Annotated in this window: 22 protein-coding genes; 11 read left to right on the top strand and 11 right to left on the bottom strand. The window is 46.3% G+C overall.

Annotated features, from left to right (window positions below; genetic code table 11):
• The first annotated feature begins 86 nt into the window (after positions 1 to 86).
• The 4 genes from NC997_RS22500 (at position 87) to NC997_RS22485 (ending at position 3,392) form a co-directional block, all read left to right on the top strand.
• A complete protein-coding gene (locus NC997_RS22500; RefSeq protein WP_190429149.1) occupies positions 87 to 752 on the top strand; it encodes a TIGR00266 family protein in 666 nt (221 codons plus the stop codon).
• Between the two features lie 67 nt (positions 753 to 819).
• A complete protein-coding gene (locus tag NC997_RS22495; RefSeq protein WP_190524052.1) occupies positions 820 to 1,497 on the top strand; it encodes a TIGR00266 family protein in 678 nt (225 codons plus the stop codon).
• A 78-nt stretch (positions 1,498 to 1,575) separates the two neighbouring features.
• The gene (locus tag NC997_RS22490) at positions 1,576 to 2,274 is read left to right on the top strand and encodes a TIGR00266 family protein (RefSeq protein WP_347276029.1); all 699 of its coding nucleotides are present in this window, start codon (positions 1,576 to 1,578) and stop codon (positions 2,272 to 2,274) included.
• Between the two features lie 296 nt (positions 2,275 to 2,570).
• On the top strand, positions 2,571 to 3,392 hold the full coding sequence (locus NC997_RS22485) for a M48 family metalloprotease (RefSeq protein WP_190524049.1): 822 nt from the start codon (positions 2,571 to 2,573) through the stop codon (positions 3,390 to 3,392).
• Positions 3,393 to 3,504: 112 nt separating this feature from the next.
• Here the strand turns inward: NC997_RS22485 and NC997_RS22480 are convergent, their stop codons facing one another.
• Positions 3,505 to 4,020 (bottom strand): hypothetical protein, encoded by a 516-nt coding sequence (locus tag NC997_RS22480; RefSeq protein ID WP_190429154.1) that lies wholly within the window; start codon positions 4,018 to 4,020, stop codon positions 3,505 to 3,507.
• Between the two features lie 112 nt (positions 4,021 to 4,132).
• Between NC997_RS22480 and NC997_RS22475 the strand changes: the two genes are divergently transcribed.
• On the top strand, positions 4,133 to 4,558 hold the full coding sequence (locus NC997_RS22475) for a hypothetical protein (RefSeq protein ID WP_190429155.1): 426 nt from the start codon (positions 4,133 to 4,135) through the stop codon (positions 4,556 to 4,558).
• Here the strand turns inward: NC997_RS22475 and thrB are convergent.
• Genes thrB through NC997_RS22460 form a run of 3 tightly spaced genes read right to left on the bottom strand, consistent with a single transcriptional unit; the run spans position 4,545 to position 9,012 of the window.
• Positions 4,545 to 5,510 carry a homoserine kinase gene (gene thrB / locus NC997_RS22470; RefSeq protein ID WP_190524047.1) on the bottom strand — a complete coding sequence of 322 codons (966 nt, stop codon included), beginning with the start codon at positions 5,508 to 5,510 and terminating at the stop codon, positions 4,545 to 4,547. The two genes, NC997_RS22475 and thrB, sit on opposite strands and share 14 nt — an antisense overlap.
• Positions 5,511 to 5,565: 55 nt before the next feature.
• A complete protein-coding gene (locus tag NC997_RS22465) occupies positions 5,566 to 6,693 on the bottom strand; it encodes an ATP-binding protein (protein WP_190524044.1) in 1,128 nt (375 codons plus the stop codon).
• Positions 6,694 to 6,702: 9 nt separating this feature from the next.
• Complete coding sequence (locus NC997_RS22460; RefSeq protein WP_190524041.1) at positions 6,703 to 9,012, bottom strand: CBS domain-containing protein; 2,310 nt, start codon at positions 9,010 to 9,012, stop codon at positions 6,703 to 6,705.
• 662 nt (positions 9,013 to 9,674) lie between these two features.
• Between NC997_RS22460 and NC997_RS22455 the strand changes: the two genes are divergently transcribed.
• Complete coding sequence (locus NC997_RS22455) at positions 9,675 to 10,262, top strand: Yip1 family protein (protein WP_190411608.1); 588 nt, start codon at positions 9,675 to 9,677, stop codon at positions 10,260 to 10,262.
• Positions 10,263 to 10,514: 252 nt separating this feature from the next.
• Here NC997_RS22455 and thrS read toward each other — a convergent pair whose 3' ends face one another.
• On the bottom strand, positions 10,515 to 12,341 hold the full coding sequence (gene thrS, locus NC997_RS22450) for a threonine--tRNA ligase (protein ID WP_190411609.1): 1,827 nt from the start codon (positions 12,339 to 12,341) through the stop codon (positions 10,515 to 10,517).
• Positions 12,342 to 12,514: 173 nt separating this feature from the next.
• Here thrS and NC997_RS22445 point away from each other — a divergent pair, with 173 nt between their 5' ends.
• On the top strand, positions 12,515 to 12,844 hold the full coding sequence (locus tag NC997_RS22445) for a DUF2605 domain-containing protein (protein WP_190411610.1): 330 nt from the start codon (positions 12,515 to 12,517) through the stop codon (positions 12,842 to 12,844).
• 119 nt (positions 12,845 to 12,963) lie between these two features.
• Positions 12,964 to 13,278, top strand: a complete 315-nt coding sequence (locus NC997_RS22440; RefSeq protein WP_190411611.1) for a DUF2973 domain-containing protein — start codon at positions 12,964 to 12,966, stop codon at positions 13,276 to 13,278.
• A gap of 117 nt (positions 13,279 to 13,395) precedes the next feature.
• On the opposite strand, the gene NC997_RS22435 is transcribed toward NC997_RS22440, so the two are convergent.
• Entirely contained in the window at positions 13,396 to 15,693 is a 2,298-nt protein-coding gene (locus tag NC997_RS22435; RefSeq protein ID WP_190524037.1) for an amylo-alpha-1,6-glucosidase, read from the bottom strand.
• Between the two features lie 428 nt (positions 15,694 to 16,121).
• On the opposite strand from NC997_RS22435, the gene NC997_RS22430 reads away from it, so the two are divergent.
• A complete protein-coding gene (locus tag NC997_RS22430; protein WP_190524032.1) occupies positions 16,122 to 17,621 on the top strand; it encodes a glycoside hydrolase 100 family protein in 1,500 nt (499 codons plus the stop codon).
• A gap of 7 nt (positions 17,622 to 17,628) precedes the next feature.
• Here the strand turns inward: NC997_RS22430 and NC997_RS22425 are convergent, their stop codons facing one another.
• The 4 genes from NC997_RS22425 to NC997_RS22410 form a co-directional block, all read right to left on the bottom strand.
• On the bottom strand, positions 17,629 to 18,678 hold the full coding sequence (locus tag NC997_RS22425) for a glycosyltransferase family 4 protein (RefSeq protein ID WP_190524028.1): 1,050 nt from the start codon (positions 18,676 to 18,678) through the stop codon (positions 17,629 to 17,631).
• A 75-nt stretch (positions 18,679 to 18,753) separates the two neighbouring features.
• Positions 18,754 to 19,116 (bottom strand): hypothetical protein, encoded by a 363-nt coding sequence (locus NC997_RS22420; RefSeq protein ID WP_190524026.1) that lies wholly within the window; start codon positions 19,114 to 19,116, stop codon positions 18,754 to 18,756.
• Positions 19,117 to 19,254: 138 nt separating this feature from the next.
• On the bottom strand, positions 19,255 to 19,431 hold the full coding sequence (locus tag NC997_RS22415) for a hypothetical protein (protein ID WP_190524023.1): 177 nt from the start codon (positions 19,429 to 19,431) through the stop codon (positions 19,255 to 19,257).
• 226 nt (positions 19,432 to 19,657) lie between these two features.
• Entirely contained in the window at positions 19,658 to 21,040 is a 1,383-nt protein-coding gene (locus tag NC997_RS22410) for a cytochrome P450 (protein ID WP_190524020.1), read from the bottom strand.
• A gap of 290 nt (positions 21,041 to 21,330) precedes the next feature.
• Between NC997_RS22410 and NC997_RS22405 the strand changes: the two genes are divergently transcribed.
• Positions 21,331 to 22,611, top strand: coding sequence for a sodium:proton antiporter (locus NC997_RS22405; protein ID WP_190427775.1), 1,281 nt, complete (start codon positions 21,331 to 21,333; stop codon positions 22,609 to 22,611).
• A gap of 46 nt (positions 22,612 to 22,657) precedes the next feature.
• Here NC997_RS22405 and mutL read toward each other — a convergent pair whose 3' ends face one another.
• Positions 22,658 to 24,397: a DNA mismatch repair endonuclease MutL gene (gene mutL, locus NC997_RS22400; RefSeq protein ID WP_190524017.1), complete on the bottom strand. Its 1,740-nt coding sequence runs from the start codon at positions 24,395 to 24,397 to the stop codon at positions 22,658 to 22,660.
• Between the two features lie 201 nt (positions 24,398 to 24,598).
• Between mutL and NC997_RS22395 the strand changes: the two genes are divergently transcribed.
• The gene (locus tag NC997_RS22395) at positions 24,599 to 25,132 is read left to right on the top strand and encodes a rhodanese-like domain-containing protein (protein ID WP_190411620.1); all 534 of its coding nucleotides are present in this window, start codon (positions 24,599 to 24,601) and stop codon (positions 25,130 to 25,132) included.
• Positions 25,133 to 25,173: the final 41 nt, after the last annotated feature.

The raw sequence follows: 25,173 nt of genomic DNA, 5'->3' as shown, positions 1-25,173 counted from the left end.
GCTTTTTCTTAAAAAAATCTGGATACCGGAAAAACTTCTGCCAGACTTGTATAGGTTTGCATCCTCCACAAGCAGGAGATTTGTCGGTGAAGTACGAAATTCGCTATAAACCAGCCTTTGCCTCTATTTTTGTCATCCTGAATCCAGGTGATAGCCTCACTGCTGAGGCGGGAGCTATGACCAGTATGGATGCCAAATTGTCGATAAAGACGGAATTTTCAGGGGGTTTAATCTCTGGATTGCTAAAGAAATTCTTTGGTGGGGAATCCCTTTTTGTGAATGTTTTTACCAACAATACACAGCAACCTCTGAATTTAATCTTGACTCAATCCACCATTGGCGATATAGCTTGTATTGACTTGCGGGGCGGACGAGAAATTTGCTTTCAACCAGGTGCTTATATTGCCCATAGTCCAGGCGTGAAAATGGGAGTTCAGTGGGCAGGTTTTAAGAGCTGGATCTCAGGAGAAGGGCTGTTTAAGCTGAAGTTAAGCGGTCAAGGTCAGGTATTTTTCGGTGCTTATGGCGGCATCATTCAAAAACGGATAACCGGGGAATTTGTGGTTGATAGCGGTCACTTAGTTGCCTACGAACCTGGCATCAAAATGAATGTTGGACTCGCAGGCGGCTTGCTTGGTTCTGTCACGTCGGGGGAAGGGTTAGTCAACCGGCTGACGGGGCAAGGAGAAATTTATTTACAATCTCGCAGTATTGGGGGTTTGGTCGGATATTTACGTCCTAAATTTCGTTAAGAAAAAGCCGATCGTAATAGCTTTTTCACCTAATTGCTGAGTGCATAAATCAAGAGGATTTGTAGCGATGGATGTGGAAGTTTTACATCAACCGGACAGCGCGATCGCTCGCGTTACTCTCGGTGCCGGTGAAGAATTAGTCGCAGAAGCTGGCAGGATGATTGCCATGAGCGGTTATATCAATGCCAGTACGACTTTAAGGCAAGGAAAAGGCGGCGGAATTTTGGGCGGTCTGAAACGCATGGTTGCCGGTGAGTCGCTGTTTTTGAGCGTTTTTCGCTCTCCCACGGCTGGCGGTGAAGTATTTTTAGCTCCCAAATTGATGGGCGATATTTTACTTTATCAAATGACTGGATCTGGGCTGGTCGTCCAATCTGCTTCTTACCTTGCTAGCGAGTCAGATGTTGATATTGAATTAGGATTTCAAGGCTTAAAATCTTTGTTTTCTGGGGAATCAATTTTTTGGTTAAATGTTAGCGGTCATGGCTCTGTTCTGCTTTCTTCCTTTGGGGCGATTTATGAAATTCCTGTGAATGGCGAATATATCGTTGACACGGGACATATTGTGGCATTTGAGAAAAGCCTGAACTTTGAAATTAGAAAAGCAACTTCCAGTTTAATTGGTTCGTTTTTGGGCGGAGAAGGATTCGTTTGTCGGTTTCAAGGACAAGGTCGAGTATTTTGCCAAACTCACAATCCAGGTGCCTTCGGGGTGCTAGTGGGTTCTCAGCTTCCGCCGCGATAAAGAGTGAGTGGAAATTTGTCATTGATAAATAGATTTTGAACGATTACCAATCCTTCAATAAGGAATTAGCAAAGGATTATTATGAATGAGATTGCCTACGAAATCGAGCATTCCCCAGCCTATGCTTCCCTACGCCTCGACTTACAAGCAAATCAAACTGTCTTGGTAGAATCGGGCGCAATGGCAGCAATGGATACTTGCATTAAAATGAAGTCCAAAGTCAAAGGTGGCTTAATGCAAGGTATCGGTCGGATGCTGGGCGGTGAATCTTTATTTTTGAGTGAATTTACCGCTGAAGGAAGGGCAGGACAACTCTATGTTTCGCCTGGAGTCCCTGGAGACATTCAGCATTACTACCTGAGTGGTAATGGATTGATGGTGCAATCTTCGGGTTTTGTTGCAGCTAACCCTAGTGTGGAAATTGATACTAAGTTTCAAGGTTTTAAGGGCTTCTTTAGTGGGGAGGCGTTATTTTTACTGAGAGCAACAGGTCAAGGAGATATCTGGTTTAGTTCTTATGGGGCAATTGTAGAAATTCCAGTTGCCGGTGATTATGTAGTAGATACTGGCTATATTGTGGCGTTTGAAGACTCGTTACAATACAATGTCGAAATGTTGGGAGGCTTGTCATTTAAAGGGCTGAGAACTGGAATTTTGGGCGGGGAAGGATTAGTTTGCCGCTTCCGGGGTAAGGGGCGTTTATGGATTCAGTCGCGTGAGCTTTATGCACTGGTAAATTTCTTGAATCCGTTCCGTCCAGTTAAGAGTAGTAACTAAGCTGAATCTTGCTGTAACTGCACGAAATAGAACTTTTAGACGGTCGCGTTATGTCGGTTCTTACTTAAGGGCAATATAGAAAGGAACCTCACCCCCAACCCCTCTCCGTTCACGGAGAGGGGAGAATCTTGAACCCCTGTGGGTAAATGGGATGGGGGTGAACTGTAAGGCATCTAAATAGAGAATTGCGATCGGTGCAGGTAACTCACGATGCAATAGAAAGAAGGTCAATGCATTGCTATATCGGATGCAACTAGGCAATGCAGTAACAATAGCGTTTTTGGAGCAAGCCTGAAGTGTCTGGAACTGCAACATCGAGCGATCGCAACCCACCTCCCAATAACCGTCAGTTACTGATTCTCTTAGGGCTATTTATTGGATTTATCGTCGGCGTTATTTGGCTGCTGGGGTTGTTTATTAATAGCTTAGTGTGGGTAATTCCTCCCAGCGTGGAGCGACAGTTGGGTGCCGTCATTGTCCCGGCTTATGAGCGCTTGGCGAAGCCCTCACCGGCTCAAGATACGCTAAATCAGCTGCTCGATAGGCTGGAGACAAAGTTGCCTTCCGAGCAACGCCAAGAGCGAGATTATCGGGTGCTATATGTTCCCGATAATACGGTGAATGCGCTGGCGCTACCGGGCGATCGCATTATCATCTACGCCGGTTTGCTGAAACAGACGGAATCGGAAAATGAGCTGATGATGGTGTTGGGGCATGAATTGGGGCATTTCGCCCACCGAGATCATTTACGGGCGTTGGTGCGACAACTACTGTTACCCATTGCGATCGCTACTGTCTTTGGGGATGCTGCTGGGTTATCATCGGCAGCGGCGACGGGTGTTCAAGCTGTTAGCAGTTCCCGATTCTCTCAATCTCAGGAATCTGAGGCGGATGAGTTTGGCTTAACATTGTTGCAACAAACTTACGGTCATGTTGCGGGTGCAACCGACTTTTTTGCTCGAATGAGTCGCAAAAGGGGTGCAGACTTTGATTTCTTGACCTCCCATCCTGCCCCTGGTAGGCGCGTTAAAGAATTGCAGCGCTTAATTGAGCAGCGGAATTATCCTGTACAAAAGCGATTGCCTTTACCGAAAACACTGGCGAACCTGGAAAAATAGCCAGCGCTCCCAGACCTAACCGTCCACCCCTTCCTACCTTTCTAAGGGGCGCAAGCTATCTTCAAAGCCCCTCTCCGATTCGGAGAGGGGTTAAGAGAGATGTTTTTCCCGTTCACACGACTTGATTCGTAATCATCCACACAGTGCTATCCGAGCGGACGTAGGGAACCGAAATTTTGCTAAATCCAGTAATGAAAGGTCTGTTGTATAACTGCCAATAACTGGGACTAATCTCATCAGCGATCGCCTTGAGCGCTTGCACTTCCTGCTTCAGTTCCTCCGCCAGTTCGTTAATTCGTTCAGCGCGATCCTGAGCGCGTTGTTTTCCTTCCTCTACCTGCTCTGCGAGAGGATGTTGTGTCCGCTCATGCAATAACTGTTGCGCCAATCCTTGCGATCGCCCGATCTCCTTCAATTTAGCTTCCAAGGCAGCGATCGCATCATCGATTCCCTTGACTTCAGCAGAGATTTGTGCTGTTTCTCTAGCATGACGACGATAAGCCTCAACGATTGCTTCTGGCGTGTTATAGCTTGGCAATACTGGATCGACTTTCAGGATGGCGCGTTCTTCTTTGAGCGCCTCAATCTGAGTGCGAATCGCTTCAATTTCTACTTGAATTGGCTCCATAATTACTTTCCTAACTTAGGTGAATAGTTCCGTAAAACTTCTGGCATTTTGTGAATCAATTTACAGGGTTACGATTACTCGACATTAATTCACCCGTTTGTTGACCTAACTTATGTTGAACCGAATTAGTCTTAAAAAGACAGCAAATTCGTTTTTAGTCATTGCCACAATTTTAAGTATGGAAACGGGATTGCTAAATGAGTCAATGCCTGCTTTAGCGGATATGACTACAAGTAACTGGAGCGAATGGATTGAAATCAATGAAACCAACAGTGTCAGCCGAGTGACGAATCGGAGAGACGATACCAGCCAGAACAACTGTCTGGATAATGCGCTTGAATTCCTGAAAAGTAGTAATGCCCAAGAGACAGGAGTTATCACAGAAGCAGCTTACGGACGATTTGGGAATCTGTCAGCTTATTTAATTTGTGCGCCTGAAGGGGATAAAGTTCTCGTTTTTGTTTCAGGACCTAGAAATCAATCTCGACAAATTCAGCAGTTACGCAAAAATCTGAGTGACCAATTTAGGAAATATTAGAGGTTTTCGCCCCGTGGGTGTCAATCGAGAGCGATCGCACTTGTGCCATAATTCCCTCATCCTTCCAAGCCGCCGCCATTGCCTCCACAACTGTCGGTGCCAACGCCGCCTCTGCTAAAGCTAATAAAGTTGGTCCCGCACCACTAATTACCATCCCAAAAGCACCAGAAGCCATTGCTGCCGAGCGTACAGCATCATATCCTCGAATCAACGCTGTCCGATAAGGCTGATGGATTCGGTCTTGCATCGCAACTCGCAACCAATCACCCCTGCCGGTTTCCAACCCTCGCAACAATAAACCCAGATGAGCTGTATTAAAAATTGCATCAGCACGACTGTACTGAGTTGGTAAAACTCGCCGCGCTTCTTCAGTTGAAAGTTCAAAATCCGGAATCGCGACTACTGGCACAATCTCAGAATGCCAAGGAATCTCACAAATTGCCCATTCTTCTTTGCTTTCTCCGTGTCTGTGCGGTTCGTCACTCAAACCCGTCGCTGCTAGACGACACCCCCCCAACAGTGCTGGAACCACATTATCAGGATGTCCTTCCAGAGCGATCGCAATTCTTCTCACCTCATTTTCATCTAGAGGTGCCCCAGCCAGACAGTTCGCACCCACCAAACCTCCCACAATTGCCGTCGCCGAACTCCCCAGTCCTCTTGCCAGGGGCACACCCAGCTCGATCTCAATCTGCACAGCCGGTGGCGTTTTCCCGATATGCTCGTACAATTTCACAAATGACTGATAAACCAGATTATCAGCACCCGTGTTGACTCGTGCGGCTTCTGTTCCCTCGACCGTAATGCTGAGTCGTGTTACAGCATCCGCTTCCAGGCGGGTGAACTTGAACTGGTTGTACAGCGTTAAAGCTGCGCCTATGCAATCAAAACCCGGCCCCAAGTTAGCAGTTGTGGCTGGAACGCTGACGGTAACGGTAGAAACAGGATGCATCTCAACGAATTGCGAAATAGACTATTATAGACTCTACCGTTTAACAGCCTGCTATCTATGAAGGAACGTTTTTTTCCGGCATTACGCAGATGTTCAATGGCAGCATGACTGTAAAAGTAGTCCCCACTCCAACTTCACTATTTACAGCAATCTCTCCACTCTGTAAGTCTAAACATTTTTTGACAATCGTTAGTCCTAGTCCATGACCGGGAATACTACTCACATTTGTCGCTCGATGAAATGAGTCAAACAATAGTTCTCGGTCGCCTGGAGGAATGCCAATTCCGTTGTCTTTTACCTGAAAAACTGCCTCTCCATTCTCACACAAAAGTTCAAAGTAGATATTGCTGCCTTCGGGTGAATATTTGATAGCATTCCCTAACAAATTACTAAATATATGCCGCAGCAGTTTTTCATCCAAACAAGCATCAGTACAGTCACCTTGATTGGTGAAAATAATTCTATGTTTTGAACCAGAGCTGAATTGCATATGGTCTACCAAATCCCGGCAAAAGCATACTAAATCCAAGGGTTTTGGCTTGCATTCTAGTTTTCCTTCGTCTGCTTTTCCAAACTCTAAAACTTCGTTTAACAAATTGTTCAGCGAATGAACCGAGGTTTGAATAAGATAGAAATACTCACGTTTTCTAAGTTCTGTTAATTCGTGGCTATAAGATTCCAGTAGTTCAGCAGAAGATAAAATTGCGGTCAGCGGGTTACGGAATTCGTGGGCAACCATGAACCAAAAGCGAGATTTAAGTTCGCTTAATTGTTTTTCTTTTTCAAGAGCTACGCGAGTTGCTGCTTCGGCTAAATGTCTGCGAAGTGCGATTTCAATCGTAGTATGTAAATCTCTTTCATCAAACGGTTTAATTATATAGCCAAATGGATCTGTGATTTTGGCTCTTTCCAGGGTTTTTTTATCGGCATAAGCAGTTAAATAAATTACTGGAATATCGAAGTTTTTATGAATTTTTTCAGTGGTTTCTATTCCATCCAATTGTCCTTTCAACATAATATCCATTAACACTAAATCGGGCTGAATTTCCAATACTTTTTGAATCGCTTCCTCTCCCGAAGCAACAGAAGCGACAACGTTATATCCTAAGCGTTGCAAGCTCTTTACGATATCCTTGGCAACAATTCTTTCATCTTCAACTACTAAAATTTTTTCCTTTGCCATTTTTTTTATTTATGTCTTCCTAATGTTGCCGATTTCTGAAAATGTGATAAAAAAGCTTGTCCCTCTACGACTATCAAGTTCGATAGTCCCGTCTAATTGTTCAGTGAGGGTGCAGACTAACTCCAACCCCAAGGATTCAGTATTCCGGAAGTCCAAGTCTTTCGGGAAACCGATTCCGTTGTCACTGACGTTCAAAATAAATTGATGATTGCCATTTGAGTAAATATTAATACAAATTTCCTTATCGATACTGGGCGTTGGAAAAGCGTGTTTTAAGGAATTGGACATTAATTCATTGATAATTAGACCACAAGGAATCGCTGTATCAATGTTTAGGTTAATGTCATTAACGTTTGTTTTCAGCGTAATTGCCTGAGAGCTTGCTTTGTAGGAACGAAGTAAATTTCCTGCCAGGTCGCGAATATACTCAGCAAAGTCTATCCTAGATAGGTCTTTGGACTGATACAATTTTTCGTGAATCAGAGCCATCGAGCGAATGCGATTCTGACTGTCCTTGAACATTCCCAAAACCTGTTCCTCTTTGGTATAGGCAGATTGCAGCTTTAACAGACTAGAAATAATCTGTAAATTGTTTTTGACGCGGTGGTGAATTTCCTTCAGCAGCACCTCTTTTTCTTTAAGCGAAGCCTTGAGTTGCTCTTCTGCTCGTTTGCGTTCGGCGAGTTCAGCTTGTACCTGCTGATAAAGTTCAGACTGCTGAATTGCGATCGCTACTTGCGTTGACAATTGTTTGAGCAAATCAATCTCAAACTCCCGCCACCGCCTGGGTCCCGAACAGTGATAGGCGCACAGCAGACCCCACAAATGTTCTCCTTGCAGAATCGGAACCACGAGACTCGCTCGGATATCATACAAAGCCAGGATATCGATGTGACATTGGGTTAACCCGGTGGTATAAATATCTGCTGTGACTTGAATACGCCCTTTTTTGTAGGCTTGGGCATAATTCTTCCCAAAGCAATTGTCGTGAATTGTGCTACTTAGAGCAGGTTGCCAGCCCTCAGCAACCGATTCGACAACGACAGTGCCACTCATATCTGGATTAAAACGGTAGATAATCACGCGGTCAGTTTGGAGAAATTGCCGCACTTCAGCGACGGCGGTGTTCAGAATTTCGTCCAAATTGAGTGATTGATGAATGCGAAGGGCAATTGTGGTTAACAGGCGATTGCGCTCAAGCTGTTCCAAGAGTTCCGCTGGGCTTTCCTGTCCTTGAGGTTCTAGGGTTTCATTGGGCGGGGGGAGAGAGGATTCGGCTTCAAACTGCTCGATCGATTGCTGCAATTGCTCTACTGCTGTAGATATTTGTGTGAGATCGAGCGTTTGCAAAAAACTGGTTTGGGTAACAATACCTAACAGCTCCCTGGGATTCTCCGACACCACAACTCGCTGCACCTGGTGCTGCTGCATTTCCCAAAGGGCAACTAACACTGAATCTGAGGGGCTTAAAGACAACACGGATGCCCTCATTACCCTAAACGCCTGTATCTGCGATAAATCCAGGCTGAGAGCCTGAAGATCGATGATGTCCCGTTCGGTGACAATCCCTACTGGCTTCAGGAGGGTTGTTAGCGTAGCGGTAGGTCGCACGTTTTGAGTTTTGTTAGTGTAGCGATGCGTAGGAAGTTTTGAGTGTTGAACCTTTGCTTCGCTCAAGGGATCGGGTTGAAGTTTTGAGTTTTCAATAGAACTCGACTCGGAACTTTCTTCTGTAAGCACAACACAATTGACCTGGTGTTCTGCCATTAATTGAGCTAAGCTCAGCGCCGAAGCCGTCGCCGGTGCTTGAATAACTGGGGCAGTCATCACTTCTGTCAAAGGCTGCGATTTGATTAGCTCATCGAGGGGCAGTGCTTGGCGAATACTTTCGAGGGTGATAGTGCCCACCACTTGCCTTTGCGCGTCTATAACAGGTAGGTGGCGAATTTGATGCTGGCGCAGGATTGACAATGCTGTGAAAATATTCTCTGTGTCAGATTCAGTCAGAGCGATGCTCGGCTGCGTCATCACCGAGGCAATCTTGACTTCTGCTAAATTGATTCCTGAGGCGATTACCTGGATAGCATCTGTGTGGGTAAACACTCCGATTAACTGCAACCCTTCTACTACAAAGACAGCGCTAGCTCGTGCCTCGCTCATTAGCACTGCTTCTGGGGGTATCTTCAAACTAGGAAGTACGCAACTGCTTTTCGCTTTGCCCATCATGGCGATCGCGTCCATCAGTGGGGTGTCAGCCGATACAGTCAGAGGACGACGATCGATGACAGATTCTAAGCTAAGCAATCCCTTTGTTGGCATGGGTCAACCTGTGTATTATTGCGGTGTATTGCAGTGGGCGATCGCATACTTGCATTTGCAATTCCTCTATTACCAAATAGATTTTGCGAAAAGCAGTTGCTCCTTCACTTAGGATTCCCGCCAGAACTGTATTCGGTATCACATCGCCGCCTCGCAACGGGATTTATTTGACACAAATTGCCTTCACACAAGTTGCCGCGCCTTTTGCGGTACAGTCAAAATTCACCAATCGCTACTACCGGCACCCTATTTGCGTGCCCTATTTGCGTGCAGGAAGGTAAATCTTTGATTCGTCTCTAGGCTTCGCGTGCTTTTGCCCTCATTCATCAAATTCATGACAGCAGGAAAACATCCCCGCAACCGTGAAATCCCATATGATTCGGATGTTTTACCAGGGCGATCGCTTTTTTACCACCTCCACCTTAGCTAGATCCTACCTAGCCAGAGAGTTAAGACAAAACCCTTTTGAGTATACCTTTTGTCAACCTCTTAAATCCTCTTACTAAAGGAATATTTAAATGGATATTGATTTGACTAATATCTGTGCTGGCAGCATCTGACAAAAGGGTGAAATCCTAATAATTGGGAAGATATATAGTGTTTAGCTGGATTGGGGCTTAAAATCAGTTCTGCTACATCAAATCAATAAAACAAAGTGAAAAATGAACTTAATTAAGCGCATTCCAAATATCCTGTTGCACCCCAAAAGTGAGTGGCGAGCGATCGCAAAAGAAACAACCTCTAGCGCTAGATTGTATAACACCTATATTGCTCCTCTGGCAGCGATCGCTCCAATCGCCGCAGCTGTTGGTTGGGCAGTTATCGGCATCAATACTTCTAGTATCGTTACGTCTCGGTTGCCCTTAGTGCCAGCTATTTTATATGCAGGTGTTAGCTTTTTATTAACACTATTAAGCGTATTTTTCTTGTCGTTGATTATTAATGCTTTCGCTCCTCAATTTTCAGCCGAGAAAAATCAGCTACAAGCTCTTAAAGTTGCTGCTTATGCCAACACACCTGCCTGGTTAGCCGGTATCCTCCGTATCATCCCAAGTTTCACGATTTTCGCATTTCTTGCTGGGTTGTATAGCGTATATCTGCTATATCTGGGATTGCCGATTGTGATGAAATGCCCGAAAAATAAAGCAACTGCCTACACTGCGGTAACGCTTGCGGGTGCGGTTGTACTGTATGTATTTGTTATCGGGATTAGCAATCTATTTGTTAGATTTCCCAAACCAGCACTCTAAAAAATGTTGGAATCGGCAGGCACTGGGAAGCTGAAAAATATCAATATTAAACGGATTTATAGCGTGCAATATAAAGGCGGAACCTCACCCCCAGCCCCTCTCCGTGGACGGAGAGGGGGAAAGATTTAACCCCTCTTTGCAAGCAAAGAGAGACTGGGCTGGGGTAGCATTTTTGCTGTTATTGAGATGCACCCAATTGAAAAAGGGCACTCTTTTGGAGTGCCCCTATATGAACTATGAACTGGCAACTTCTTAAAAATTGTCGAAGTTAGCGATCGCGTTTTTCATCTTCTCCAACACTTCTTCTACAGGAATGACCCCCACATCGCCAGCCGCGCGGGTGCGAATACTCAGGCTATTTGATTCCAGCTCTTTCGCCCCTACCACCGCCATGACAGGGATCTTGTCCTTTTCGGCATTGCGAATCATTTTGCCCATGCGATCGCCGCTGGTATCGACTTCCACGCGAATACCGAGCGATCGCATCTTCTGTGCCACTTCCTGAGCGAAAGGCAACTGGGCATCGCTCACCGTCAGCAATCGCGCTTGGACTGGCGCTAACCACAGCGGGAAATCCCCCGCATACTCTTCAATCAAGATCCCGATCAGCCGTTCCAAGGAGCCAAAGGGAGCGCGGTGAATCATCACCGGACGCTTCCGGGAACCATCCTCCGCCACATATTCCAAATCAAACCGTTCTGGCAGGTTGTAATCCACTTGGACAGTCCCCAACTGCCACTCGCGGTCTAAGGCATCGCTGAAGATAAAATCCAGTTTCGGGCCATAAAATGCGGCTTCGCCAATGCCTTCAAAGTAGTTCATGCCCAAGGTTTCCACGGCGCGGCGAATCGCTCCTTGAGACTTCTCCCAAGCTTCATCGGAACCGATGTACTTATCTGAAGCCGGATCGCGAAAACTGAGTCGCGCTTTGAAGTTTTTCAGTTGCAGACTCTTGAACACCGACAGAATCAAATCCACCACTTTCAGGAATTCGCTGTCTAGCTGTTCTGGCGTCACAAATAAGTGAGAATCATCCACCGTGAAACCGCGCACCCGCGTTAAGCCGCCCAGTTCCCCAGATTGCTCGTAACGGTAGACGGTGCCAAATTCCGCCAGACGCATCGGCAGTTCCCGATAGGAACGCAACTCGCTCTTATAGATTTGGATGTGGAAGGGGCAATTCATCGGCTTCAGGACGAATCCCTGTTCTATCGCCGCCGCCTGCTCATCTTCCGCCATCAGCGGGAACATATCCTCTTTGTATTTCTGCCAATGTCCGGAAGTTTTGAATAAATCGACTCTGGCAATGTGAGGCGTCACCACCTGCTGGTATCCGCGTTTCAGCTGTTCCTGCTTCAGGAAGTCTTCCAGAACACTTCGCAACACCGTTCCTTTCGGCGTCCACAGAGGTAATCCCGGCCCCACCGGATCTGAGAAAATAAAGAGTCCCAGTTCTTTGCCGAGTTTGCGGTGATCTCGGCGTAGCGCTTCTTCCTTGCGGCGCTTATATTCAGCCAGCTGTTCTGGCGTTTCCCAAGCGGTGGCATAAATGCGCTGGAGTTGAGCTTTCGTTTCATCCCCCCGCCAATAAGCACCGGCAACACTTTCGAGTTCGATTGCCTTCGGATTTAACTCACTGGTATTTTCCAAATGAGGGCCAGCACACAAATCCCACCATTGATCCCCCAAGTGGTAGATGGTAATTGGTTCCTCAATGTCTTCTAATATTTCTAGCTTGTAAGGCTCATTAATTGTCTTGATCCGACCTTCAGCTTCCTCGCGACTGACTTCTTCCCGAATCACCGGCAATTTCCGATTGATGATTTTGACCATCTCTTTCTGGATGGACTTCAAATCTTTTTCGGTAAATGGCTCTGGATTATCAAAGTCATAGTAAAAGCCGTTCTCAATCCAAGGGCCGATAGTCACCTGCGCTTTGGGAAACAGCTTTTGCACCGCCATTGCCATAACGTGGGAAGCGGTGTGACGGATTTTCTTCAACGATTCAGATTCGCTGGTACGGGGCAAATACATTTTTTCTGGCTGTTCTTGAGACGCTGGAGATTCTGAGACGCTCATCGGCGGTTCCATAAGGACGAAGAAACGGGCAATTAATCGGGTGTTACTGCCTCTATCATACCGAGGTTGTTTTTCCCTGGCGATGTGGTTGTTGTTTAAGAGAATCTAAAAATATTATTACGAATTGTAAACTACGTTAAGATTAAATTTAGATAGTATTCGGTTTTTGATTCATGGCTGCTTCCAACTTGCCTGAAAATGAATTGCTGAAAACGGTATTACAACCGCTCTTAGAAGATTTTCAGTATTGGTTTGCGCGATCGCGCGCTCTCTTAGAAACTGAAGAAATTACTTTTTTAAGTGCCCAACAGCAATCCGACTTACTGGATCGAGTCAAGCTTGCTCACGCGGAAGTCAGCACCGCTCAGATGCTCTTTCAAGCGACTGATGCTCAAGTTGGCATTGAAACGTCAGTTCTGATGCCGTGGCACCAGTTGGTTACTGAGTGTTGGCAGGTGTCGATGCGCTTCCACGCTGAGCAATCCACTTCCACGAACAAGTAAATCTAAGGGCGAAACATTTTTACGGAAAATCCGGGGGCAAGCATTACCGTTTCGCCACGAATGCGAAAGCCCCTATTGACGAACATCCCATTAGACTGTGCGGCTTGGAGGAAAATCGTATGTTACACCTGCTTTATTTAATTGCCTTTACTGTTCTGGCGTTTCTTGCTATAGGGAATATGCTCCGCAACTTGTTAACCATCAGTAGTATGGATTCTCAACGGCGCTACCCACCAGGGATGCAGTCCCAATTTAGAGATTCTCGCTCTCCTTATGGGTCAATCCCACACCCGGAACTATTAGATGATGCCGGGAACCCGATTAATGAACCGCTTCTCGTGATGCGTTCCATGACCGTAGAAGACGCCCGCGAACAATTGGACGCCCTCTATAAATCTTCTCCCGGTATCAATGGGGACACTGAGGAAGCATGAATCAGAGCTATTTCAAAAGTAAAATTGGATAATTTAGCCGAAAAATTAGCAAGGTTTTTTAGAGACTGGCAATCAGCTTGATAGAGCTAGGTGGGCATTCCCCACCCAGCTTCTAAATCAAGCTTCAATCACAACCCGCAAATTACCGCGTTTTTTGGCAACCCGACAGGCAGTGGTATTGCCGGAACGCTCAAATTCCAAATCCAGCAAAGTCTGCCCCACTCTCAAGTTCTGTAGCGCTAGACGATTAATCGACTCCGGCAAAGCAGGATCGATAATCCGCAAGCAGTTATTGGGAGCATCGGGGACTAAATTTACCATCATTTGCAGCAACTGGAAGATACTGCCGGTTGCCCAAGCTTGAGGAGAACAAGCGACGGGATATTTGACCGTAGTGTTATCTTCTGTGCGTTCGTAACCGCAGAAAAGTTCTGGCGGTCGTTGATAAGGTTGCTGTAAAGTCATATCAATTAAAGCTTTGGCAAGTTCCAGCGCTTGATCGATTAGACCGAGCGATCGCACCCCCATCGCAATCATGGCATTGTCGTGAGGCCACACAGAACCGACATGATAGCCCATCGGATTATAAGCCGGTGACAAACTACTGAGGGTGCGAATTCCCCAGCCGTTGAACATATCCGGTGCCCGTAGCCGTTCCGCCACGCTATAAGCTTTTTCTGGTGTCAAGATGCCCAAATACAGACAGTGACCGGGGTTAGAAGTAATACTATCAACCTGATTGCCGTCGCCATCCAAAGCCAAGGCGCAGAAATCTTCCTCTGGCATCCAAAAATCCCGATTGAAGCGATTCTTCAAATCTCTCGCCTCATCTTGCCACCTGTCGACTAAATCAAGGCGCTTCTTCATGCGGGCAATTTCTGCCAGACGGATTTTGGCAGCATAGACATAAGCTTGCACTTCACAAAGAGCGATCGCGCCCATCGCCATCTGCCCCTTGCGATTCACAATACAGTCGCCAGAGTCTTTCCACCCCTGATTCGCCAAACCCCGCTTCGATTGACGTTGGTAGATGAGATAACCCGTTTCCTTGCTGTTGCGGTCAATCCAATCCATTGCCGCCAAGGCATTCGGCCACAGTAGCTCTAGGGTTTCCCGATCGGCTGTCCAGGCAAAGTGTTCCGCATACAGCATTAACCATAGCGGGGTCGCATCTACGGTGCCGTAATAAGGCGTATGGGGAATTTCTTCACAACGCGCCATTTCACCCAAACGCAGCTCGTGCAAAATCTTCCCTGGCTGCTCATCGCGCCACTCATTATCCGTCTTCCCTTGGTATTCAGCCAAGATCGTTAGGGTTTCGCGGGCAATTGTCGGATCGAGCATCAGCGTTTGCGACGCCGCAATAATCGAGTCGCGCCCAAACAACGTCGAAAACCAAGGCACCCCAGCCGAGAGTACCTTCCCTTTGCCGAAAGACTGGCGTAGTAAATAAGTATCCTGCTCGGCTCGCTCGATCGCTCGATTAAACGTGTTTTTGTCTGAGCGAATCCCGGTTACGTGTTGACGCCACTCTTGCTGCTCCGATAACTCTGCGGCTCTAGCCTGTACCAGCGTGACTGGGGCAGATACCCTAGAAGTGGGACGGTTATTGGTACGCATTTGCAGCCGATAGCCCAGTTTTTGGGTTTCGTGAGGCTCCATCTCCAGCTGCCAAACTGCCGTATAACCACTGAGAGTGTCTGGCTGGCGATGAACAAACTCGATGTGCGATTCCATTACAGAGCCATCCAACCCTTGATAAGCGAGCGTCATTTCTTGCTTTTCGGGTTCTGCGGCTTGACTTTTAGGCACGGCTCGTAACAGCTGCCCCTTGTTTTTTCGACCGTACCCCCGGACTACAAATAAGTCCACAAAATCCGCATCAAAGCTGAGACTCAGTTGAAAGCGAATGGAACTGGTGCTGTAGTTGGAAACAGTTAATTCTTCAAACAGCGCTCCATTTAGGACAATTTCTCGGTTAATTCCGATGGTGTCGGCTCGAAGAGGTGCAAAGTCAAAAATTGCCCCGCCGTCAATTTGCTCATTTGGCTCTAATTTATCCCCTCCCTCTAATCGCTCTCCTCCGTCCATGCTGGGATTGGTACACAGAACTGAAAGGGCAAATCCTTTGTCAGCTGTGCTACTGAGCAAGACGGGGGAGCGTCCGTTAATTTGCAGTTCCAGGCGACTAAGGAACCGCGTATCGGCGCAGAAAAGCCCCATGCTGGCATTCATGTCATCGCCTAAACACCCGGCAATGTTGCCCAGGGTATCGGTGACTAAAAACAGGTCATTGTCTTTAATAGTAAGAGTCGGTTGGGGGCGATCGCCAAGAACGCAAGGCCACTCTGGAATGGGCAGCTCTTGTGCGGGAACAAAGGTTTTTCCGTCCAGTTCAAGAATATCCGGTGCCATGAATCAGGTTTCTGCTCAAGAATACAGGGTCTTTGTGAGGCTTTAATCAGGGTCACACGATCTAATTTAAAACCTTACCCATCGCTACTGATATTCAGTAGAGGATCGAGGTTTCGACAAATGTGCCCTTTTTATACTTCTACAAATCTAATCAACGATCCGCTCTATCGTTCGGAGAGAACAAAATTTCCAATTTTTTTCCAACTCTCTTACTGCGGACGGATTTTTTCTTCGCTCAACCTGGTCAATCATGCCCTTTGCGGGGATGACGGCGTTAAATGGAAATTCAACAATACACCACACCCTGCATTCTATAGTACGCTCTATTTAAGGGATTATGTTGCACAATTCTCTGGCTTAAAAGTGTCTGTGATGAAGCAGCATCTCGTATAATAGATTGCTCTAGAAATTAAGGAGGTTCGTATCTGATGGGAGTAGAGGCACTGGAAATAGAAGCATTACAAATACTGGTGGATTCGCTTATCTCTTATAAAGGACGGCTGGTTGGAACTCCAGCCGCTCATACTTATAAAAAAGATAAAAATGAAATAAATATCCCCAAAAAAGTTAGTAGAGATACGCTGAATTATGACCAAGTTTTTATTCGTGATTTTGTTCCAGTAGCACTTTTATTTTTAGTTAAAGGTGAATTTTCCGTTCAACTTGATAACAAAAAAGAGGTGACAGTCAACGGCAAGGAAATTGTCAAAAATTTTCTAGAAGTAACGTTAGAACTACACCAGCAAGAAAGATCCGAAACTTTTTTGAATACGGGTCGAGTTTTAATGCCAGCTAGCTTCAAAATTATTAAGAATAAGAAGGGCAAAGAACACTTAGACCCCGATTTTGGTCAGCACGCGATCGCTAGAGTCACGCCAGTTGATTCTAGCCTCTGGTGGATTATCCTGTTGCGGGCTTATTGGAAAGCGACGGGCGACACCTCTTTAGTCCATCAAGCCGACTTCCAAGAAGGAATCAGATTAATTCTGGAACTTTGTTTTAGCGATCGCTTCGATCGAGAACCTACTCTCTTAGTTCCCGATGGAGCTTTTATGATTGACCGTCGAATGGGCATCTATGGATACCCACTAGAAATCCAAGTCCTATTCTACGCTGCCTTGCGTGCTGCTGATGAGCTACTCGACCGCAAAAATCACAACAATAAAGATATTCTCTCAGCGATAGAGAAACGATTGGGTTCTCTGGCTAACCATATTCGGACTGAGTATTGGATGGATATGGATCGTTTAAATCAAACCTATCAGTACAATGTTGAGGAATATGGGGCAACCGCTATCAACAAATACAATATCTATGCCGCATCTATTCCTTATGCTAATTTAGACGAATGGCTGCCAGAAGACGGGGGTTATTTAGTTGGAAATATTGGCCCATCGCAGATGGATTTTCGATTCTTTTCGGTTGGTAACTTGATGGCAATCGTTTGTTCCTTAGTTACCAACGATCAGTCCGAAAAAATCATGAATCTCATCGAAAAACGAGATAAAGAGCTACTTGGACAAATGCCGTTTAAAATCTGTTATCCAGCCATAGAAGACGAAGATTGGAGAATTTTGACGGGTTGCGATCCTAAAAATAGCCCTTGGTCGTATCACAATGGGGGAAGTTGGCCTGTTTTGATGTGGATGTGGGCAGCGGCCGCTCGAAAATTGGGTCAAGATGCAAAAGAAGAAGAATATATGCAGTTTGCAAAAGCAGCAATTGAAAAAGCTGGAAAACGTTTGCAAAAAGAAGATTGGCCTGAATATTATGACGGGAAAAGCGGTCACTTAATTGGTCGAGAAGCCAGAAGGCATCAAACCTGGACTTGTGCCGGGTATTTATTAGCAAAAGAATTGATGACGCCCTCTGGTTTAGATCCCTTAGAATTAATCAAATTCAAGGAAAAAACTTATGCCAAAAATTAGTAATTTGCTAGTGTTTTACTCCTTCCGGATTCCCCATTAGCGTCATTTGATAAGCTCGTTCATACTCATCCACCATCGTCTTGACGCTAAAGCGATTCAAAACGTAGTCTCGGCACGTCTGGCGGTTTAAGGTCATCGCTTGTGGAATTGCGTCAATCATTTCTTGCAGAGAGTGACAAACAAATCCACTCTTGCTATGCGCGATGACTTCTGGCACCGAACCCATCGCCATTCCAATCACCGGCGTCCCCGTTGCCATCGATTCAATCATTACCAAGCCAAATGGTTCCCGCCAGGTAATCGGGAATAGCGTCACGGTGGCACCTCCTAGTAACTGCGCCTTTTCTTCGTGAGAAACTTCACCGAGATATTGGATTTGTTCGCCATCAATCAGCGGTTTTATCTGTTCATGAAAATAAACTTTGTCTACTGGGTCAACCTTACCTGCCATTTTTAAAGGATAGCCGCTGGCACGAGCAACTTTTATTGCTCCTTCCGGACCTTTTTCTGGGGAAATACGCCCCACAAAGGCTAGATAGGGCGGTTCAATTGGTTTTTCCTGAAAGGGATATACTGCTGGGTCGATGCCGTTGTAGACCGTATGGATGTAATTTAAACCGAGTCGGGGTTCTCTCTGAGCTTCACTGATACTGATATAAGGCTCCCATGCAAATTGCCGGAATATTTTCTCATTATCTGGCGTGAAAATGCCGTGTGTGGTGTGTACGGTCGGCGTCTTCACAAAAGGCGTATAGGGCAGAGCTGCATAGCCGACGTGGGAGTGAATAATATCAAAGTGATGCGCCTGTTGATAGACCTGAGAGAGCATCATTAGCTCATAAACTCCAGGCTCTTTAATCTTTGAATCTAAGCGCAGCGCCTGGTTATGCACTGACTTCATCTGAGCTTTTGTAATCGAGTCTCCAGAGGCGAATAATGTTACCTGATGACCGCGCCGAACTAATTCATCAGTTAGTAAACTGACAATGAGTTCAATCCCGCCGTAGCGAAAAGGTGGCACTCGTTCCCACAGCGGTGCAATTTGGGCAATTCTCATAAGAAAAACTGGAAGATGACAATCTTCAAAATCTTAGCTTAGTTTGCTCTGTTTAGAAACTAGATGTTTTCACCGTTAGCGATATTTGTTGCGAATCACATTGCGGATACTCCAGTAAAAGTTACTCCACTCTTCTACGAAGGTTTTAAGCATGAGAAAAGCGAAAGATATAATTCCTACTGCAATCGCAGCGGCTTTTAAAAGGCTTATCTGGGCACCCGCTATTTTAAATATTCCAGCACAGACTAGAGCAATAATTCCTCCAATTATTAGGGATTTTACAGTTTTAAAAACAATAACGATAATCACCATAAATATAGATTCTAATCCTGAAAACAAGACATTTATCGCTTTAACTAACTCATTTCCATAACTTAAAAGTAACCAACTACTAATCCCTAAACCTGCACAAATTAGAATAATGTTAAGTATTATCATTATTTTGCCCTGATTAGTTCTTAACTAAAGATACTATGCTTCAACAAATCTGAGAATGAAGAAAACACTTAAAAGTTCCAGATTTTAACCAGCCTTTAGCTAAAAATACATAGAAATTGAGCATTTACTTCACCATATTTACAAAATCGTTGTTTTTCTCAATCTTAAACCAGAGGCGATCGCTATCTTGGTAGCGATCGCCTCTGGATGTCCTGACTTTAAAAATTGCTGAATCCTGTAGAGGCGGGGTTTTCCCGCCGCTGCTGTGAATTGCAAGAGGACATGGGAAAGAAGATTTGGTACCAAGACTTGCATATTTTAAGCCCATGACCTTTTCATTAGAAGATAGGACTGAAGACAGAAGGAATCAATAAGAGTTAGAACTGTGCAAATTTACTAGGGATTTTCACAAGCCATTTTTGCAGTGTATAGAGTCTTTTGCATATCTTCAGCCGTACCTGTTAGTTTTCCAAGCGTTTCTTGTAAATCCTGATTGGACTGGCTAAAGCTCAAACTGAATGACAATTGAGCGAACAGTTATTTATGCAGACGTAGAAAGGGGCTGATGTATTTGAGTATTCTGGGGACGCTGACTGGTGATAAGCATCTGCATCGTTGCCGGGGGTGCTAAGGTAACGCCACGACGGACAGGTTTAACCGGACGTTGATCGGTGAGAGCTAGTTGATAACGCGAAAGCATCTTCGCCAGTACCAGCTTCATTTCAAACAAGGCAAATGCCATCCCGATACAACGACGATTGCTGCCACCAAAGGGCAAATATTCATAGGGAGAAAATTGCCGTTCCAAAAAGCGCTCAGGCTTGAAAGAATTTGCTTGGGGGTAAATATCCTCACGGTGATGAACCAGATAAATACAGGCAGCAAGCGGTGTACCGGCATCAAATTGATAGCCCATCAGTTGCACTGGCGATCGCGTAATTCGACCAAAAGTAAATATCGCCACTGGATAAATTCGCAGTGTCTCCGAGCAAACAGCGTTGAGGTAGGGAAGTTTAGAAATGGCGCTGACATCTGAAACATCCCCAACACTATTCAGTTCCTGGAGAAGCTTGTCATGTACCTCTGGTTGACGGTGTATCCAATACAATGCCCAAGCGATCGCTGAAGCCGTGGTTTCGTGACCCGCCAACAGGAGGGTCATTAACTCATCGCGCAATTCTTCATCCGTCATTGGTTGCCCATCAGTATCCCGCGCAGACATCAGCAGCGTGAGAATATCTGTGCGATCTGGATCGAATTGCTCCCGGCGTTGCTGAATCTCATCGTAAATGAGTCGGTCAACTTGCTGCCGTTGGCGAAGAAATTTTCCCCAAGGACTCCAAGAACCCAAATCTCGTTGGAGTGATGGAAAAAAGAGGACGGCGGATGAGAGGGGAGAACTCACAGCATCCAGCATCGAAGTAAGGAGTCCCTTGAGTTCCTGGAAACGCTGACCCTCATTGATGCCAAAGACAGCGCCTAAGATGGTTTCCAGAGAAATCTCTTGCGCGGTGGCACGAATTAGGAAGGGTTTGCCAATCGTTAGCCGATTCATGACTTCCTCGGTAATGTCACAAATCAACTTGCCGTAAGCTCGCATTCGTTCCCCGTGAAAGGGGGGAGTCAATAGCTGTCGCTGGCGCTGGTGGCGATCGCCATCTAGTAATATCAGAGATTGGTCGCCCAGCAAAGGTTGTAAAATCTTATTCCCACTACCGCTGTTAAATTGTCTGGGATCTGCCGTTAACAGCTCCTGAATTCCTTGCGGATTGCTAATGAGTACATACGGGGGAAAGCCACCCCAGCGGGCTGTGAAGCAGTCACCATAAGCTTTAACAGACGTTTCTAGGTACTGCACGGGCTGGGAAATCCATTGGAGTAGTTGCAGGAATTGCGGCGTCTGCGGCCCATCAGGCAGTGTCATAGCGTTTTTCCTTTTATTTTTTCCTTTTATCGATCGCAAAACTAAGCTAGCAGAGGCAGCGATGCGATCGCTGTAATCTGGAGCGAAAACCTTCCACTAGAAAACCTTCCACTACAAGATAATTTGGCGTCAGGGTTTAGAGGCTTTTCAGGAGTGCGATCCTCAGCCTTCAGTCGTAAAAGTGGATCGATCGCATTTTGTCTAAAATCTAGCCCGGTGATGATTTGGGGTCTTCGGCAAGTCAGTAGAGTTCAGAGGGTACTGTTTTCAACTATGCGATCGCTAAATGTATGCTCCAAGTCCTATTCCCTCCTGTATCTATCTATATTCTTGACCTGTTGGTGATTGGTCTACTCCTGCTGATGGTTACTTTGGGATCGGGCTGGATTAAACGATTACCCCTCTCCTATGCCATCATTTACCTGCTCGTGGGTATCGGATTAGGGCAATACGGGCTTAAGTTAATTCAGATACGACCAGACGCCGAATTTCTGGAACGACTAACGGAATTTGTGGTGATTGTCTCCGTCTTTAACTGCGGTCTAAAGATGAATCGCCCACTCAGATTAAGGTCGTGGAACACAACAGTGCGGTTGATTGGATTTCTGATGCCGATTTCAATTTTTGCGATCGCTGCGGTTGGTCATTGGTTTTTAAAAATGGATTGGGGACCAGCGATTTTACTCGGTGCAATTCTCGCGCCAACCGATCCAGTCTTGGCTTCAGAAGTTCAGATGGGAGATCTAAAAGATAAAGATGAGCTGCGCTTTGGTTTAACTTCGGAAGGGGGTTTAAACGATGCGCTCGCTTTTCCGTTTGTTTATTTCGGGATTCACTCCTTAAAAGATAGCAACTGGGACAACTGGTTTAAACAATGGGTAGCGGTTGATTTACTTTGGGCGATCGCAGCTGGCATTGTCATGGGAATTATCGCGGCAAAAATGGTTGTTTTGGTTGACCAGCAACTGCAACGTTTCCGCCAGGTCGATGAGTTGATGGAGGATTTTGTTGCTCTCAGTACGATTTTAATTACCTATGCTTTGACAGAAATTGTTAATGGCTACGGCTTTTTGGCAGTTTTTGTGGCTGGAGTCGTCGTTCAGCGGAGTTACCACGATCCCGAAAAGAAAATTTCGCAATTTGAATTCACCGAACAAGTTGAGAAATTACTGGAAGTTGCAACAATTTTGATCTTAGGAACGCTATTGCGGTATGAGCCGATTCGCCAGTTTGGTGGTCAGGGTCTCTTGGTAGCAGTCTTGTTGATTTTTTTGATTCGACCTCTGGGAGTTTGGATTAGCTTTCTCGGTCGTCGCTACCCCTCTGAAACCCGCTTTTTGTTTGGCTGGTTTGGTATTCGTGGCGTTGGTTCTTTATATTATCTTTCCTATGCTTTTGGCGAAGGTTTAAAAGATACTTTGGGCGAACAAATTGCCTGGATTACTTACATCGTCATCGTGATTTCTGTATTTTTGCATGGGATTAGTGCTACTCCTTTGATGAATTGGTACGAACACAATATCAAGAGAGAAGGGAGGAAAAAGAAACAAAAGGTTACTGCTGATTCTTGATAATTCAGTAAGGACACGGCATTGCCGTGTCCTTACTGAATTATTTCTAAATCCCATGACTTTTGCCAATTACCCAATGACGGCGGAAGAAACGCGAAAGCGCTGATTCTTCTAGGGACAAATAAATTGGACGACCGTGGGGACAAGTGCGAGGATGACGAGTTCGCTGCCATTGCTCTAAGAGAGTTTGCATCTGGGGCAAGCCGAGAGGAGTCCCGTTGCGGATGGCGGTGCGGCAGGCGATCGCTACTTGAGCGGTTTGCAAATCTCCACCTAAGCTGAGTTCCACTAAGGCGTCGGCACGATCTTCTCGCTCTTGTAAGGGTGCGGGTGCCGTGCGAATCGCCCACAGTTGCTCTCCAAAAGGTTCTATATCTAAGTTGATCTGTTCGAGTTGCTGGATCTGGGCGGGAGAGAGATGATTCAAGATGACGGGGGGTTCTAGGGGGACGAGTTGCCAAGCTTGGCACAACTGCTCGTATAAAACCCGTTCATGGGCTATGTGCTGCTCCACCAACCACACCCCAGCCGGATGCTCTGCCACAATGTAGGTGTTGTGAACCTGGGCAACGGCTCGGAGTTCCATCAATCCGATCTCATCCGTTTTCTTTGCCTGACTATCGGTTGGGTGCGATTGCAGGGAACGATTGACGCTGTAGGCACTTTTCGCTTCCGCTGCTTTGATGAGGCGGCTGACTCGCTCTGGAGTTTTTTCCAGAATCGTCCCCACATTTAGACGCAAAGCTTGCTCAATGGCTGCTGTCACCTGCTCTTGCCAGTAATTGAGCTGGTTCAAGTAAATTTCTGCTTTGGCAGGATGGCGGTTCCAGTCTATTTGACTGGCACAAATGAAAAGATGGAGAAAACAAATCGGGTAGCGATCGCGCGGTAGCGTTCGCATTAAAGCCCCCAGGATCGTTTGCTCCAGTTCCGGCGACTTTACGTGCCTTCCATTCATCGCCACCCGTACCCAATCGGGACGGCGGCGATGGCATCTATCTGGCAAGCCGAGTACCACTGTCAGGGTTGAGTTTTGACGGGAATTGGATTCTCCCCGACTCCCCGGCGCGTCGGTTCCTGCTTTTTCTGGAACGGTTGGCACTTCCACCGTCAGATGCTGCAAATCACTCGGTCGGATTTCCCGGAGAATTTGAGGCAAAATCTGTTGTGCGGTTTTCCCAGGACTAATGGTGAACCATTGGCGGTCATTTTGCTGAACCTGCCAGGTGACATGAGGATGACAAAGGGCGATTTGCTGAATCGTGGCTTGCACTGATCTGAGTTGTTGGGCGACGGAAGGCATTCCCTGACGCCGCGCCAACCAATTGCCAAACAGATTAGAGACGGTGACAACAGTACCGGGCGCGATCGCTACAGTTTCCACCTGCACGAATTCCCCGACTGAGTTATAAACCACTCTCCAACCTTCACAACTTCCCGCAGAACGACTAAAAATCTCCAACTCTGCTAACGCTGCCAAACTGTGCAACGCCTCTCCCCGAAATCCCAGACTGCTAATTTTCCACAAGTCTTCTAAGTCGCGGATTTTGCTAGTGCTGTGGGCAGTTGCAGCTTCTTTCAGGTCTACCAAGTCCATTCCGCAGCCATTATCTGCGACTCGCACCCGCCACTGTTCCGGCGATAGGGAGATGCTGATGCGGGTTGCACCGGCGTCAAGGGCGTTTTCCGCTAATTCCCGCACTACAGCAGCCAAAGAGTCAATGACTTCTCCAGCGGCGATTAAATTTACTACCTCTGCCGGTAGAGTTTGAATACTAGACACCATGAGATCCAGTTTAGTTTAGGCGAGAGTTGCTGTTTATTTGCCGCAATTTTGCCGAAAATATTTGTCAATTGGGATAGGAATTCTAACACTTTACTCTGCCTAAAGAAGGATTATTTAAATGTTCTTTCTCCAGAAAGAGAAGTTAAATATCAAATTTTGATTAAATTTCCATTGAAGAGATCAATTACTTAGAGTTTTTTTATGAGTGACATTCAAAACAACATTGAAGGCGCTAAAGACAAAGCCGTAAGTGGCGTTGAAAGCGCTAGTGCCAAGGTTCAAGACACCATTTCTAAGGCAAAAGAAGCCCTTCCAGATATTACTCCCACCCCACCGGGAATGAAAACGCAGTCCAGCGTGAATGACCTGAAATCCCGTCTGGAATGGGGCGAGCCAGCTTTAACAATTCTCGATGTGCGCGAGCGCGGTGCCTTCAACGAAGGCCACATCATGGGAGCCATGTCCATGCCGATGGATGAATTAGTAGAGCGTGCGAAAACTAGCCTTCGTCCCGCCCGCGATATCTACGTCTATGGCGACAGCGACACCGAAACCTCTCGCGCAGCTTCCGAACTTCGCTCGGCTGGATTCCAGTCCGTGGCTGAACTCAAAGGCGGTTTTCCTGCATGGAAAGCGATCGCAGGTCCTACAGAAGGGGCTGCTGAATCCCAAAATCCTCCAGGAGCACCGGGATACAATCCTGTCTCTGCAACCAAGAGTCAGGTACAAAAGTAGATTTAGCGGTTTGTCAGTCGTCAGTTCTCAGTAGTGGGTTG

Source organism: Trichocoleus sp. DQ-A2 (genome assembly GCF_039961915.1).
Classification (GTDB): Bacteria; Cyanobacteriota; Cyanobacteriia; order Cyanobacteriales; family FACHB-T130; genus FACHB-T130.
This window is presented reverse-complemented; position numbering and strand designations above follow the sequence as displayed.

Bases quoted from the DNA above. Each gene is read 5' to 3' on its own strand.
- NC997_RS22495 (WP_190524052.1), top strand. From the start codon at position 820: ATGGATGTGGAAGTTTTACATCAACCGGACAGCGCGATCGCTCGCGTT.
- NC997_RS22480 (WP_190429154.1), bottom strand. From the start codon at position 4,020: ATGGAGCCAATTCAAGTAGAAATTGAAGCGATTCGCACTCAGATTGAG.
- NC997_RS22475 (WP_190429155.1), top strand. From the start codon at position 4,133: ATGTTGAACCGAATTAGTCTTAAAAAGACAGCAAATTCGTTTTTAGTC.
- thrB (WP_190524047.1), bottom strand. From the start codon at position 5,510: ATGCATCCTGTTTCTACCGTTACCGTCAGCGTTCCAGCCACAACTGCT.
- NC997_RS22465 (WP_190524044.1), bottom strand. From the start codon at position 6,693: ATGGCAAAGGAAAAAATTTTAGTAGTTGAAGATGAAAGAATTGTTGCC.
- NC997_RS22460 (WP_190524041.1), bottom strand. From the start codon at position 9,012: ATGCCAACAAAGGGATTGCTTAGCTTAGAATCTGTCATCGATCGTCGT.
- NC997_RS22455 (WP_190411608.1), top strand. From the start codon at position 9,675: ATGAACTTAATTAAGCGCATTCCAAATATCCTGTTGCACCCCAAAAGT.
- thrS (WP_190411609.1), bottom strand. From the start codon at position 12,341: ATGAGCGTCTCAGAATCTCCAGCGTCTCAAGAACAGCCAGAAAAAATG.
- NC997_RS22445 (WP_190411610.1), top strand. From the start codon at position 12,515: ATGGCTGCTTCCAACTTGCCTGAAAATGAATTGCTGAAAACGGTATTA.
- NC997_RS22440 (WP_190411611.1), top strand. From the start codon at position 12,964: ATGTTACACCTGCTTTATTTAATTGCCTTTACTGTTCTGGCGTTTCTT.
- NC997_RS22435 (WP_190524037.1), bottom strand. From the start codon at position 15,693: ATGGCACCGGATATTCTTGAACTGGACGGAAAAACCTTTGTTCCCGCA.
- NC997_RS22430 (WP_190524032.1), top strand. From the start codon at position 16,122: ATGGGAGTAGAGGCACTGGAAATAGAAGCATTACAAATACTGGTGGAT.
- NC997_RS22425 (WP_190524028.1), bottom strand. From the start codon at position 18,678: ATGAGAATTGCCCAAATTGCACCGCTGTGGGAACGAGTGCCACCTTTT.
- NC997_RS22420 (WP_190524026.1), bottom strand. From the start codon at position 19,116: ATGATAATACTTAACATTATTCTAATTTGTGCAGGTTTAGGGATTAGT.
- NC997_RS22415 (WP_190524023.1), bottom strand. From the start codon at position 19,431: ATGCAAGTCTTGGTACCAAATCTTCTTTCCCATGTCCTCTTGCAATTC.
- NC997_RS22410 (WP_190524020.1), bottom strand. From the start codon at position 21,040: ATGACACTGCCTGATGGGCCGCAGACGCCGCAATTCCTGCAACTACTC.
- NC997_RS22405 (WP_190427775.1), top strand. From the start codon at position 21,331: ATGCTCCAAGTCCTATTCCCTCCTGTATCTATCTATATTCTTGACCTG.
- mutL (WP_190524017.1), bottom strand. From the start codon at position 24,397: ATGGTGTCTAGTATTCAAACTCTACCGGCAGAGGTAGTAAATTTAATC.
- NC997_RS22395 (WP_190411620.1), top strand. From the start codon at position 24,599: ATGAGTGACATTCAAAACAACATTGAAGGCGCTAAAGACAAAGCCGTA.